The sequence below is a fragment of the Sphingobium sp. FG125 genome (assembly GCF_057809795.1).
In genome coordinates this window covers 19149-33342 of sequence record NZ_JBMDKQ010000030.1, presented here as the reverse complement: position 1 = coordinate 33342, position 14194 = coordinate 19149, and the positions used below count along the sequence as shown (strand labels likewise).

Below are 14194 nucleotides of genomic sequence, written 5' to 3'. Positions count from 1 at the left end.
GGCACCGTATTTCGGCGCCATCATAGCCGTTCAGAGATCACGGTCCAGCGGCAACTGTGTAAGGAAAGGGAGCACACTAATGGCGATCATAGCCGTTCAGAGATCACGGTCCAGCGGCAACCCGTGCTGGTAATGATCGGACCGGTGCCTGATCATAGCCGTTCAGAGATCACGGTCCAGCGGCAACGAAACCACCCCGGCACCGTATTTCGGCGCCATCATAGCCGTTCAGAGATCACGGTCCAGCGGCAACGACGGGCTGACAGTTCCCAGCGCGCTGGCCATCATAGCCGTTCAGAGATCACGGTCCAGCGGCAACTGACACGTCTGGTCATGCTATGGACCCGACATCATAGCCGTTCAGAGATCACGGTCCAGCGGCAACATCAGATGGATTGGGTCGCGCAAAGGCCGAATCATAGCCGTTCAGAGATCACGGTCCAGCGGCAACCCAAGGAGACGGGTTTATATCAAACCCTGTATCATAGCCGTTCAGAGATCACGGTCCAGCGGCAACGACGGACAACTCAATGTGTTGCGTCCAGTATCATAGCCGTTCAGAGATCACGGTCCAGCGGCAACCGGCCTTTGCGCGACCCAATCCATCTGATTATCATAGCCGTTCAGAGATCACGGTCCAGCGGCAACCTGTCGAGGAAACGATCTGGACCCGGCCACATCATAGCCGTTCAGAGATCACGGTCCAGCGGCAACCGGTGGCCGCTCCGGCTTCTACTTCCATGGATCATAGCCGTTCAGAGATCACGGTCCAGCGGCAACTATGCGATCACATGCAACTGCAATGAAACCATCATAGCCGTTCAGAGATCACGGTCCAGCGGCAACTCCGCCGTGCGCATCAGGCGGATGCCCTGCATCATAGCCGTTCAGAGATCACGGTCCAGCGGCAACTAGACCAGCCTGCGGTGACTGGATCAAACGATCATAGCCGTTCAGAGATCACGGTCCAGCGGCAACCAGCTTAATTGCCAGGTCGTTTTCCGGACCATCATAGCCGTTCAGAGATCACGGTCCAGCGGCAACCCGCAGGGACCTTGCCTGAGCGAAGGTAGTATCATAGCCGTTCAGAGATCACGGTCCAGCGGCAACGCCGACAGCCGGGGCAGCGCCGCCGCGATATCATAGCCGTTCAGAGATCACGGTCCAGCGGCAACTCACGCAGCCCGCGTCCGATGCGTAAACTAATCATAGCCGTTCAGAGATCACGGTCCAGCGGCAACTGCGCAGTCATCCTTTCCCACTGCTGGTAGATCATAGCCGTTCAGAGATCACGGTCCAGCGGCAACTAACGTCCAACCAGTAATCCTCCGTGCTGGATCATAGCCGTTCAGAGATCACGGTCCAGCGGCAACTATCAGGAAACTGAGCAGCAAGAGCAGCGCATCATAGCCGTTCAGAGATCACGGTCCAGCGGCAACCAGCCCGATCCTCCCTATCCGCTGATCCAGATCATAGCCGTTCAGAGATCACGGTCCAGCGGCAACTCGCGCAGCCATAGATTGAACCAACCGGGATCATAGCCGTTCAGAGATCACGGTCCAGCGGCAACTGAACAAGCGTATTGCGGCAAACGTCGCAATCATAGCCGTTCAGAGATCACGGTCCAGCGGCAACGGTTTCGCGGCAACTTCACGTTATCGCATAATCATAGCCGTTCAGAGATCACGGTCCAGCGGCAACGGCACCCTCCACCGGCCGTAATCAAGCGTGATCATAGCCGTTCAGAGATCACGGTCCAGCGGCAACGCTGGTGCATCCGATACAACTGCCGTCTTCATCATAGCCGTTCAGAGATCACGGTCCAGCGGCAACCGGCGCAGCATCGAGCAGCTGGGGTCCAGCATCATAGCCGTTCAGAGATCACGGTCCAGCGGCAACAATTCCAGAACAACACGGCTGGAATTATCTATCATAGCCGTTCAGAGATCACGGTCCAGCGGCAACACATAATCATCGCGCAAAGCTTTATCGCGATCATAGCCGTTCAGAGATCACGGTCCAGCGGCAACACATACCCCTATGCTGGAAAGTTGGGAGGCATCATAGCCGTTCAGAGATCACGGTCCAGCGGCAACTCAAATCCTATGTGTTCGAGAATCCGTCGCATCATAGCCGTTCAGAGATCACGGTCCAGCGGCAACCGCGTGCCCCCGTCGCCAACAGGTGCTCATATCATAGCCGTTCAGAGATCACGGTCCAGCGGCAACTCAGTCCGGCGCTCGACCATTTCCAGCCAGATCATAGCCGTTCAGAGATCACGGTCCAGCGGCAACGTCCGGCTGGTCATCGCCGGGCTGCTTCTAATCATAGCCGTTCAGAGATCACGGTCCAGCGGCAACGAAACTTCGGCACTTGTTCGCGCTGGCGTTATCATAGCCGTTCAGAGATCACGGTCCAGCGGCAACCGTCTAAAGGTGTTCCTAAAGGGTTGGGTCATCATAGCCGTTCAGAGATCACGGTCCAGCGGCAACGCAATATCGGGCAGGCGCGGAACGCCTCATATCATAGCCGTTCAGAGATCACGGTCCAGCGGCAACGATTGACGACGTATCGGCGCCCCTCGTGGCATCATAGCCGTTCAGAGATCACGGTCCAGCGGCAACGCGAAGGGCGCAGTGCGCAGCTCCAGCGCAATCATAGCCGTTCAGAGATCACGGTCCAGCGGCAACTGACTGTCCACCGCCGACCGCATCTTCAGAATCATAGCCGTTCAGAGATCACGGTCCAGCGGCAACGGATCGGCCATCGCGATCCCGGCCAACTCATCATAGCCGTTCAGAGATCACGGTCCAGCGGCAACCGTTCGGTTCGGCCGCTGTCATCGCTTCGTATCATAGCCGTTCAGAGATCACGGTCCAGCGGCAACGAGCGTGCCCGCGAAGTATTCGGGGCGGTGATCATAGCCGTTCAGAGATCACGGTCCAGCGGCACGGCTACGGTGGCGGCGCAGCTCGATGATCTATAGCCGTTCACCGATCGTCAGGCAGGCAGCACCGCAAACCACCAAACCACCAAACCACCACAATGTTTAACATTGACGGCGCCAAGCCTATCCGGCCCTCGCCTTAATCGTCCTTCGCACAGTCTGCTCAAGCAGACTCCGATCCCCACCTCATGCCTTAGCCCGCAGCAATAACACCCCCTTTGACGGCTCGGCCCTGACCCCGAAATATCCCGCCATGCCCTCACCCAAAACACTCAATCTGCCCAATCTCGAAGCCCTCGGCGCAGCCCGTCTTGCAGCGTTGCTGCTCGATCTTGCCCAGGGCGACACAATGGCAAAGCGGCGCTTGCGGATGGAGCTGGCAAGTGCCAGCGGCAGCGATGATGTCGCGGACCAGGTCCACAAAAGGCTGGTTAGCATCGGCAAGGCGAAGGCCTTTGTCGACTGGCACAAGGTCAAGCCGCTGGCCCATGATATCGACATGCAAAGGCGCGCGATTGTCGAGCATGTCGCACCGACCGATCCGGTGCGCGCGTTCGACCTGATGGCGCGGCTGATCGCCTTGGCGCGGCCCGTCTACGAACGGTGCGATGACAGCAATGGCATAATCGCCGCGATGTTTGGCACGGCGCTGACCGACCTGGTGCCTTTGGCCACGGCCGCGCGGTTGCCGGTCGGGACGCTGGTGGATCGCGTATTCGACGGGGTATGCGACAATGGCTATGGCCAATATGACGGCCTGATCGCGCTGATGGCGCCCGCACTGGGCAACGCCGGGCTGCGGCTGCTCAAGGCGCGGTTCGAAGCGCTGGCCAAAACCCCGCCGGTGGGACCGCCCGACAAGGAACGGCGCGTGATCGGCTATGGTTCGGGCGGGCCGATATATGCGGACGATCTGGATACGCGGACACACAAGCACATCGTTCACAGTGCGCTGACCGACATTGCCGACGCTTTGGGTGATGTCGACAGCTTCATCGCGCAACACCCCGCCGATGACCGGCGCAATCCTGCCATCGCGGCTGAAATCGCCGAACGGCTGCTGGCGGCGGGGCGCAAGGAGGAGGCAATGCTGGCGATCGAAGCCGCTGCCGGAACACGGCGAAAAGGGGGTTACTGGCCCGATTGGGACCGAGCACGTATCGCTGTGCTGGAAGCGTTGGGCCGCAACGAGGAGGCGCAAGGCAGCCGCTGGGATCTGTTCGCCGCAGCACTCGATGAGAGCTATCTGCGCGCCTATCTCAAGCGGCTGCCGGATTTCGATGATATCGAGGCCGAAGCGCGCGCCATGGCCCATGTGTGCGCTTTCCCGTCCTTCCATCATGCGCTGCATTTTCTGGTAGCGTGGCCCAATGTGGCGGCTGCGGCATCCATGATATTGGCCCGCGCCGGTGAAATCGACGGCAATCATTATGAGGTGCTGACCCCTGCCGCAGACGCACTGGAGCAGCGGCATCCGCTGGCGGCGACACTGCTGTTGCGCGCCATGATCGACTTCGCGCTGGAGAAGGCGCGAAACAAAAGATACCGCCACGCAGCGCGGCATTTGCAAAGCTGCAAAAGCTTGGCGCGTCGGATCGAGAGTTTTGGCGCGCACGCCGATCACCCCGCCTACTTGGTCGACCTCCAGGCGCGCCATGGGCGAAAGAGCGGATTCTGGCAGGCATTGTAGCGATTTGTCATACATTGACGGCGCCAAGCCTATCCGGCCCTCACTCCAAAACAAGTCTGCTCAGGCAGACTCCAGCCCCCCCTCGTCCCTCACCCCATTTCCGGATAAAGCCGGGGAAACAGCGTCTCCAATGTGTGCGCGGGAAAGCGCAGCGATACTGGCCCCTTCTCCGTGTCCGACGCCAGCAGCCCCTCTCCCGTCAGGCCGCGCAGCACGCGACGGGCGCTGGTTTCGGGCAGGCCGGTGATACGCGAAGCCTCGCCACGGGCAAATTCCCCGCGGATCAGCGCCTCGTGCAGCAGCCGCGCGGCCTCAGGAGCCAGCGTCTCGCTCTGCGCGACATAGCGGCCAAGTCGCCCCGCCAGCGTGTCGATGTCGAACAGCCCCGCCATATAATCGACCTGATCCAGGCACACCTGCAGGAACCAGGTGGCAAACAGGGACAGTCCCGCCAGCGACAGGTTGCCGCGCCCGTCGCGATCGCCTTGTCGCGGTTCGTCCGCCTGCGCCATATGGCGGCGATATTCGAGCCGCCCTTGTGGTCCGGCCTCCAGCCCCCGCGCCAGGCCGCGCGAAATCGACCAGAGACCATGCGCGCCAATGCCTGCCCGATGCGCCATCGCATGGCTCATCAACCGGCTGACCCGGCCATTGCCGTCGGGAAAGGGGTGAATATAGTTGAAGCGATGATGCGCGCTCGCCATGGCCAGGATGCGCTTGGCCCGCCCCTCCCCGACCGCCAGCAAGCGCGCGTCCGGGGCCGGATCAAAGGCAAAGCGCCGGTGAAAATAGGCCATGAACGTACCGACATGCGCTGACGATGGTGGCACATGCCGACCGACCGACACGTCATGCGCGGCGTCGCTGCGCCATGCCCCCGGCTCCATGCGAAAGGCGCGCGCGCCCTCCCCGATCATCAGCATTGGCTCCCCTGCCCCCTCATAGAAGGCCCGGTGCAGCCAGCCGATGAAATCGGGTGCCGCCGGATCACCCAGCGTCCCGGCGGCGGCCTGCGCGTCGATCGCCTGCTGCACCCGGACATGGGCGACAGCCTCGATCTGGAGGTTGCGGCGCGTATCGTCAGTGTCAGTGACCCCCGCCAACGCCTGCTCTATCTCGCGCGGCCGGGTGTTGTGGCCCTCGATCAGGTTGCTGTAATAGGTGTTCATGATCCGAACGAGCTGTGCCAGGTTGGCGGCGGTGCGGGGATGCAGCGCGCGGCCCAGTACCTCGGCACGAGCTGACAGGTCCGCCACCAGATCGAGCAGTTCCCCTTCCGGCGCATCGATGCGCGCGGGTTCGATACGGTCGGGCGCTTCTATAATGTCCATTCTGGTCGATCTTCTGCGGGATGAATAGCGCGCTATATAGGCTATTTACGGCGATGGAGGAAAGATTCTGGCCGATCTTTTGGACGATCGCTGCAGATGGAAAATTGAACCGGGAGGCGAGGCTCCTTCTCCCTTCTCCAGAAATCGAATAATCAGGTTCTTAGAGGGTTTATATAGAGGTTAAACAGTTAAGCGGCAGCAGAGGCCTGAAAAATCGCTCTGTCATCATGAGTCGCGGCAAGCCTGCTGTTCCTGAAAGATCGGCTTTGCGTTCCTGAAATGTCGAAGCCGCCGTTCCCGAAAGGTCGAAGAGGCTGTGTCGGAACGGCGTCGTAATGGTGGACGATCGGGCTTCAATGTGATTCCGAGGGGTTGCGACACCAACCTTGGAAGCCATCATGTGGAACCCGACCGCCCGCGCGTATCATAGCCGCGCGCAGCTTCGCTATGGAAGTGACCTTACCGACGCGGAATGGCATTTGATCGAGCCGTATCTGCCTGCGCCATGCTCTTGCGGGCGACGACGGCGCTGGCCCATGCGGGCCATCATTGAAGCCATTTTCTACTTGCTGCGGGCGGGATGCCCATGGCGGCTTCTGCCCGACAGTTTTCCGCCATGGCGCGCGGTATACCGTTGGCTCTGTACCCTGCGCGATGATGGGATCTTCGAGAGCCTGAACCATCGCCTTGTTCAGATCGATCGCGTCCGGACAGGGCGAGAACCGATGCCATCGGCGGCGGTCATCGACAGCCAGAGCGTGAAGACAACCGAGGCGGGCGGACCTCGTGGCTATGATGCAGGCAAGAAGATCATGGGGCGCAAGCGGCATGCCATGGTCGATACCGATGGTCGTGCGCTTGAACTGCTGGTCCATGGTGCCGACGTGCAGGACCGAGACGGCGCAGTGCCCTTGCTCAAGCAGCCGCGCCAGCGGCATCCCTTCGTCGAGCACACCTATGCCGACAGCGCCTACAATAGCGATCGCGTCCGGGACGCGACCTCCATCACAATAGAGATCGTCCGCAAATTCGCCGATCAGACCGGCTTCGTCGTCCATCCCAGCCGATGGGTCGTAGAACGAACCTTCGCATGGATCGCCCGCAATCGCCTTCTGGCCAAGGACTTCGAGCGAACCATAAAATCCGCAACCGCACTTCTCTATGCCGCCGCCGCTATCGTCCTCATCAGGCGCATCGTTCGTTACGCATGAGATTCAAGGCAGACTCTAAAATAGCCGGTAGCGACGGTCGAAATCCTGGGCCGCTTCACCACGGAGAGCATATTTTCAATGTCGTCCTTTTTGAGGTTATGATTGTATTACTCCCGATGCAGCGGATCGGCTGGACCGCCGCAGCGATTAGCACATTTGCACCAAGGTCGGACGAGTCGAACAGGTCTAGGTTGCGAAATGCCACAAAGCGTGTCATCTGCGGCCGCCTATGGACTATCGAAACCGCTCCTACGTAGCAGAAGAATATAGCTGGACCGGCATGTGTCAGACAGCCATAGAGCAATTCCGTTGCTGCATTTATCGGGGCGCTGATAGAATCGCCGCAAGTACCACGTCCTGATGTGAGAAGTCATGCAAGAAAAGATTTCGCGATACATTAATAAAGTCGATCGTCTATTCGTTGCTACAGTCATTGTACCGACGATTGTGGCAATCCTTTATTTTGGATTCATCGCGTCCGACGTCTACATATCTGAATCGAGATTTATAGTCAGAAGTCCAGAAAAACCTGCTGCGTCTGGGCTAGGCGCCATTTTGAAGACTGCTGGATTTACGAACGCAGGGACCGAGGTTTTTGCAGTCAAAGACTATATCACCTCTCGTGATGCGCTCGCGGCTTTAGACAAAAAGGACGCGGTCGAAAAAGCTTATGGCAATGAGAATATTTCTTTCTTCGACCGATTCAACGCATCAGGCATGGACAGAACTAAAGAAAATTTACTACGTTATTTCCTGAAGAAGATTTCGGTTCAACAGGATACGACCTCTTCAATTACGACTCTGATCGTGCGTGCCTATACGCCGACCGACGCTTATCGTTTTAACAGCGAGCTGCTTCAACAGGCAGAGGGTGTGGTAAATGAGATCAACGATCGAGGTCGTAACGACCTGATCTCCTACGCCACTACCGAAGTTAAGGAAGCTCAGCAGGGCGCAGCTCGGGCGGCCAGTGCGTTGGCCCGGTACAGGAACCGCAAGGGCGTGATCGATCCGGAAAAGCAGGCTGAAGTTCAAATCGAGATGGTGTCGAAGCTTCAAGACGAATTGATCGCCGCCCGTAACCAATTGTCCCAGCTACAATCAACGGTTCCTGACAATTCGCAGATCGGCCCATTGCGCGTCCGCATTGCCGACCTTGAACGAGAAGTAAAAAATCAAATATCATCAGTTGCTGGAAGCAATGCTTCGCTATCAGCCACTGCGGTCGAATTTCAGCGCCTGTCGCTAGAAAACCAATTCGCCGACAAGCAACTTGCCGCCGCTATGAATGCCCTGCTGGATGCCAAAAATGAATCGCGACGGAAGCAAGCCTATGTCGAACGAATAGTTGAACCTAATGTGCCTGATGCAGCGGTGGAGCCACGCCGTTTGCGTGGTATCCTGGCAACTCTGATCCTTGGTCTGATCACCTGGGGCGTCCTGGGCATGCTGATAGCCGGTGTGAAAGAGCATCGGGAATAACGATCCTATGAAAGCGCAAACCCAATCTTTCTTCACTTCACTGGCTATACAACGCCGGGTTGTGTGGGCGCTGTTGATGCGCGAAATTTTAACGCGCTATGGTCGACATAATATCGGTTTCATGTGGCTGTTCGTCGAGCCCATGCTTTTCACGCTTGGAGTCACAGCGCTTTGGACGGCGACGAAGGCCATTCATGGTTCGAACATTCCGATCGTGGCTTTTGCTATAACTGGCTATTCGTCGGTCCTGCTATGGCGCAACATGCCAGGCCGATGTGTCGATGCAATAGAACCAAACCGGTCCCTGTTGTTCCATCGCAACGTGCGTGTCATCGACCTATTTATAGCCAGGCTATTCCTCGAAGGTGCGGGTGCGACCATCTCGCTCATTGTCCTAAGCTTAGTCTTCATTGCTTTGGGCCAGATGGATCCGCCCGAAGACGTGTTAAAGGTTATGGGCGGATGGTTGATGCTGGCGTGGTTCGGCATGGCGCTAGCCTTGTTCCTGGGTGCCTATGCGGAAAGGTCTGAAATCGCACATAAGTTGTGGCACCCCGCTTCCTACCTTCTTTTTCCGCTATCCGGCGCCGGATTCCTTTTGAGTTCGGTTCCCCCGCAGGCGCAGGCCTACCTCGAATATTTACCTATGATTCATGGACTTGAATATCTGAGAGAGGGTTTCTTCGGATCCAAGATCACGGCTATTTATGATCTACAGTATATGGCAATGATCAATGCGATATTGACCATTTTTGGCTTGGCGCAAATTCGTATTCTCGCGGACACGGTGATACCCGAATGATTGTCATTGACGACGTCGTTAAAGAATATCCCATCCATGGCGGCAAAGTCCGTGTCCTAGACCATGTCAACTTGACCGTTCGTTCTGGACAGCAGATCGGGATATTGGGGCGCAATGGCGCTGGCAAATCGACCATAATCCGACTGATCAGCGGTGCGGAGCAACCTACTAGTGGCAAGGTGACGCGCACCATGTCGGTATCTTGGCCACTTGCCTTTGGCGGGGCGTTCCAGGGAGGCCTGACGGGATATGATAATCTGCGTTTCATTTGCAGGGTCTATGGTGTCGATCCGAAGGATACGCTGGATTTCGTGCAAGATTTTTCTGAACTAGGTAGGTATCTGCGGGAGCCGGTTAGGTCCTATTCGTCGGGCATGCGCGCGCGCCTGGCCTTCGCCATTTCGATGGTCATTGATTTCGAATGCTATTTGATTGACGAAGTCATTGCCGTTGGCGACACCCGGTTCCATGAAAAGTGCATGATCGAATTGTTCGAAAAGCGCGCGGATAGGGCAAAGATCATCGTGTCGCACGATACGACCTATGTGCATCAGCATTGCGATAGCGCCGCTGTGCTGGCGCAGGGCGAATTGACCTATTTCGAGAACCTGGACAGCGCGTTCGAACATTATCATCGGGTTTCGGCGCTTCGGACGACAAATTGACCAAGGTCACGCCCCAGACGGCAGATCCGGCTCAGGGCTGGAAAGCCCGGATGAAGGGCCGCCGTATCGAATGGAAATGGAAAGCCCGCGATAGATGGGATCGCTTGGTCTATCCGCCATTTGTAGAACGTCGCCTGCTTTCAAGGCGCCGTAATGTCGACTGCCCGCCCCCCGCACAGATCCGCAGGCTGTATGTCGATATATCCGTTATCACCAACAGCGATGCCGGGACCGGCATTCAGCGCGTCGTACGGTCCGTCTATGCCAGTCTGCCTGACATATGCGGTCCGGGCGTCGAAATCCTGCCGCTCGTCGTCAAGCGGCGACGGGATGGATATCGTACCGTAGACGGAAAACCTATTAGGGGGGGGGAGGACGCCATGTTCCTTGGCCTGGATTTCGCAACGGATTCTATCTATCGCTACCGCCGGGAACTGGCGAATTTTCGCAGGTCCGGTGGGCGGTTGTGGTTTTTGCTGCACGACATTCTGCCGCTCAGTCATCCCCATTGGTTCACCCCGGCATCGTGCCTGAAGTATCGTCGCTGGCTTCGTGTATGTGCCCAAGTGGCGGACGGGTTCGTGTGCGTGTCGCCGATAGTCACCGGATTGCTGGGCGATCTATTGCGTAACCGATATGGATTGCGCCAGGTACCCGACGTTGCCACCATATCCCTCGGCTCCGTGATCGTCGCCCCAGAGGCCACCGGGACCGCCTGCCGCTTTGCAGCATGCCCTGACGCTATTGCCCGCGCCGCTATCATTGTCGGCACGCTAGAACCGCGCAAGGGGCATATTGATGTTTTGGCAGCCTTTGAGCGGTTGTGGGCGCAGGGGAGCGATATTCCCCTGATCCTGATCGGAAAGGCGGGATGGAATACCAAAAGGCTTCAAAATCATATTCGTGGCCATGCGCAATATGGCACATTGCTATTCTGGTTCGACGATATCGACGACGATAGCCTGCATGCGGCCTATGCTCTTTGCCATATGGCGATCGTCCCCTCCCTTGCGGAAGGATACGGATTGCCGCTGGACGAAGCATTGGCCTATGGTGCCCCCGTGCTAGCGCGCGACATTCCTGTGTTCCGTCGTCATCATGGCAGTGATAATATTGCCTATTTTCCAGACCATGTATCGACACCCGCGCTGGCGGACGCAATTGCTGCCTTTCATGAAAATGCGCAACGCAAGTCGGCAATTACGCCACCGACACAATGGTGGCAGACGGCACAGCAATTCCTGACAGCAATCGGGTGTCCTGTGCGATGACATCGACTAGCATGGATCCATGCCGCTCGTCGCAGAAGTGCTCGAAGGCTAGCCAACTATCCTGTTAGTCCGATATCGCGGGAGAATATATGCCATCGTGGCTCGTTGACCTTGCAAGTGATGATCCGCGCGTAACGATCGGCACCGGCAGTTGGGCATCATCGCCGCCGACGCTGCGTCCCCACCATGCGGGTAATCGGATCGAAATCGGCAAATTCTGCTGTTTTGGTCAGAATGTGACGATTTTTGCGGGCGGCAACCATCCCACCCATCATCTGACCCAGCATCATCTGCGCCTCTATCTTGATCTGGGCGATTTCGAGGATTGGTCGCAGCAATGTCTGGATCGTGACCATGTTACCAGCATTGGCAATGATGTCTGGATCGGCGACGGTGCCATCATCCTGACCGGCGTTAAGGTTGGCAACGGGGCTGCTATCGGCGCGCGCGCAGTAGTCAGCAAGGATGTGCCAGCCTATGCGATCGTTGCCGGAAATCGCGCGGAAATCATCCGCTATCGGTTCGAACCAGATGTCATCGCGGAACTTGAACGACTGCAATGGTGGGACTGGCCCATGGACTTGTTACGGAAAGCCGCTGACATCTTATTTTCGGCCGATATCGACGCCCTGAGCCGTCTTGCGCAGGCCCATAAAATCGCCAAGACCCGTAGCACCAAGCCGCGGAAGAAGAAGACATAGTGCCGCAAACCGCGCCTGGCACCCGAGACAAGGCCAACCGACGAAAGGAAGAATCATCCCGCCAACCCCACTCCACCTGTTGGACACAAACGACCAGGCCAACTGAGCGATCGTATGAGAGGCGGTTGGACACTTAAGGCGAACATGTGGCCGGATTTACCCTTTCTGCATGCATAGACGAGCCGTGTCGTCTGGAACCATTGGAGAACAGGTTACTTGATCATGCGACTGGTCGTTCGATCACTTGATCGACATGGCGGAACCAGAACGGGCGATGCGATATATAAAGCGTCAAAATTCTACTGTTTGTGGAAATAATAATGTCTATAGGCGCGCCATGACTGACAGCGATTGTAATTGGCGCCTATGGGGAGAACGCGATCCCTATTATGGTGTCTTGACTGATCCGCGTTTCCGCAGTGAAAATATCGATCAGTCCCGTACGGACTTTTTTGAACACGGCAATGCGTTTGTGTGGCATTGGCTCACCAAACTGGAGCATCGTTTCGGATCGCTGAAGCGCGATTGTGCGCTGGATTTCGGATGCGGGGTCGGGCGGCTGACGGTGCCACTGACAGACCATTTCACATCGGTGGTCGGTGTCGATATTTCCCCCGGGATGTTGGAGGAGGCCGCCCGTAACAGCGAAGGGCTGAACATCAGCTATGCGCTGTCGGACGATAGGCTGTCGCGGCTGGATGGCACATTTGATTTCGTCAACACCTGCATCGTGCTACAACATATTCCGGTGGCACGTGGGATGCATCTGCTCTCACAGTTGCTTGACCGGGTTCGTTCCGGCGGCGGGTGCCTGATCCAGTTCACGATCAGGCGCAACTATGGCTGGAAGCGCGAGATTGGTTATCGGATACGCCATTCGCTGCCCGGCGGGCAGCATTTGGTCAATCTACTAAAAGGTCGGAGCATCGATACGCCGATGATGCAGATGAACGAATATCCGCTGGAGGATGTGATGCGCCTTTTCAACCGGAAAGGCTTTGAAGAATTGCTTGTATCCTTTCAGGACCATGATGGCAGCGAAGCCGTCACAATATTGTCACGGCGCTGACCTGATCGGCGATGCAAAGGCTTTCGTGCCCCCCCCCCAATTGTCACAGGAGAGCCATTTTTAAGACCGGAGATTGAACCATGCCCGTCGTCACGATGCATTTTCTAGATGAACCATTCAGGATTCGGATGCCGCAAAACGCGCTTTTTGTCTTTGGCGTTCACAAGTCAGGCAGTTCATTGTTGAATCAGGTCTCATCCTATTTGGCACAGCGTAACGATGCCAACTGGGTTTCAATCCCCGACCAGCTGTTCCTGAAGAATATTGATTTCGAAGTCGCATATAACGGTGATATTCCCGACCACCTGATCCATCCAGGCAATGTCTATGGGGGTTTTCGGCGGTTTCCCAAATCTTTGGCGAAAAATGCTCATTTCCAAGAAGGGCGCAAGATACTGTTGGTCCGCGACCCTAGAGATGCGCTGGTCAGCCAGTTTTTCAGCTTTGCAAAGAGTCATCTTGTTCCAGAAGGTGATGATGGTGACGGACCACGCAAGAAGATCATGGAAACTCGACAGGAAATCGCCAACCTTTCAATCGACCAATATGTCGTTCGAGGTGCGTATGAAATGAACATGGTTATGTGTGGTTATGCCGATATGGTGCATGACCCGTCCTGCCTTGTCATGCGATATGAAGACATGATATTTGCCAAGCGGGATTTATTGCAGGCGATATGCGGTCATTTTGGCTGGTTTATCACCAGTCAGGATCTTGATGACATTTTGCATCATGTAGATATTCGCCCGTCAAAAGAGGATCCGACCCAGTTCATTCGAAAGGTTACCCCTGGCGACTATCTGGAAAAGCTGACGGAACAGTCGATCAGGACACTGAACGGCCAACTGGACCAGGCAATGACGCTATTCGGATATGATCAATAGGTAGCCTTCGCCACCAGTTCAGGCATACGCTGGCGCGCTTTCCTGCGTCTAGTCGCAAGGGTACACGCTTCACAAAAGCCATAGCCTTGCCTATTCAATTGGGGATGTGTGCGTACCAAGGTGATTCAACCCAACGCAGAT

General features: G+C 56.8%; 10 protein-coding genes and 1 CRISPR repeat array. Of the genes, 9 read left to right on the top strand and 1 reads right to left on the bottom strand.

Annotation, left to right across the window (positions count from 1 at the left end):
* Positions 1-19: 19 nt before the first annotated feature.
* A CRISPR array of direct repeats spans positions 20-2953; the repeat unit is 36 nt; unit sequence ATCATAGCCGTTCAGAGATCACGGTCCAGCGGCAAC.
* 247 nt (positions 2954-3200) lie between these two features.
* Positions 3201-4637 (top strand): DUF6880 family protein, encoded by a 1437-nt coding sequence (locus tag ACODSR_RS19595; protein ID WP_489078260.1) that lies wholly within the window; start codon positions 3201-3203, stop codon positions 4635-4637.
* An 89-nt stretch (positions 4638-4726) separates the two neighbouring features.
* On the opposite strand, the gene ACODSR_RS19590 is transcribed toward ACODSR_RS19595, so the two are convergent.
* Positions 4727-5968 carry a Fic family protein gene (locus tag ACODSR_RS19590; RefSeq protein WP_489078259.1) on the bottom strand — a complete coding sequence of 414 codons (1242 nt, stop codon included), beginning with the start codon at positions 5966-5968 and terminating at the stop codon, positions 4727-4729.
* A gap of 398 nt (positions 5969-6366) precedes the next feature.
* Here ACODSR_RS19590 and ACODSR_RS19585 point away from each other — a divergent pair, with 398 nt between their 5' ends.
* The 8 genes from ACODSR_RS19585 to ACODSR_RS19550 all read left to right on the top strand — a co-directional run bounded on the left by ACODSR_RS19585 (position 6367) and on the right by ACODSR_RS19550 (position 14053).
* Positions 6367-7179: an IS5 family transposase gene (locus ACODSR_RS19585; protein ID WP_489078258.1), complete on the top strand. Its 813-nt coding sequence runs from the start codon at positions 6367-6369 to the stop codon at positions 7177-7179.
* Between the two features lie 372 nt (positions 7180-7551).
* A complete protein-coding gene (locus ACODSR_RS19580; RefSeq protein WP_489078257.1) occupies positions 7552-8661 on the top strand; it encodes a KpsE/RkpR family capsule polysaccharide export protein in 1110 nt (369 codons plus the stop codon).
* A gap of 7 nt (positions 8662-8668) precedes the next feature.
* The gene (locus tag ACODSR_RS19575) at positions 8669-9463 is read left to right on the top strand and encodes an ABC transporter permease (protein ID WP_489078256.1); all 795 of its coding nucleotides are present in this window, start codon (positions 8669-8671) and stop codon (positions 9461-9463) included.
* On the top strand, positions 9460-10128 hold the full coding sequence (locus tag ACODSR_RS19570) for an ABC transporter ATP-binding protein (RefSeq protein WP_489078255.1): 669 nt from the start codon (positions 9460-9462) through the stop codon (positions 10126-10128). Before ACODSR_RS19575 ends, ACODSR_RS19570 begins: the two co-directional genes overlap by 4 nt.
* Positions 10129-10178: 50 nt before the next feature.
* Complete coding sequence (locus tag ACODSR_RS19565; protein WP_489078254.1) at positions 10179-11399, top strand: glycosyltransferase; 1221 nt, start codon at positions 10179-10181, stop codon at positions 11397-11399.
* An 89-nt stretch (positions 11400-11488) separates the two neighbouring features.
* Positions 11489-12100, top strand: coding sequence for a CatB-related O-acetyltransferase (locus ACODSR_RS19560; protein ID WP_489078253.1), 612 nt, complete (start codon positions 11489-11491; stop codon positions 12098-12100).
* Positions 12101-12437: 337 nt separating this feature from the next.
* Positions 12438-13169 carry a class I SAM-dependent methyltransferase gene (locus ACODSR_RS19555; protein ID WP_489078252.1) on the top strand — a complete coding sequence of 244 codons (732 nt, stop codon included), beginning with the start codon at positions 12438-12440 and terminating at the stop codon, positions 13167-13169.
* Positions 13170-13249: 80 nt separating this feature from the next.
* Positions 13250-14053 carry a sulfotransferase domain-containing protein gene (locus ACODSR_RS19550; RefSeq protein WP_489078251.1) on the top strand — a complete coding sequence of 268 codons (804 nt, stop codon included), beginning with the start codon at positions 13250-13252 and terminating at the stop codon, positions 14051-14053.
* The last annotated feature ends 141 nt before the right edge of the window (positions 14054-14194 follow it).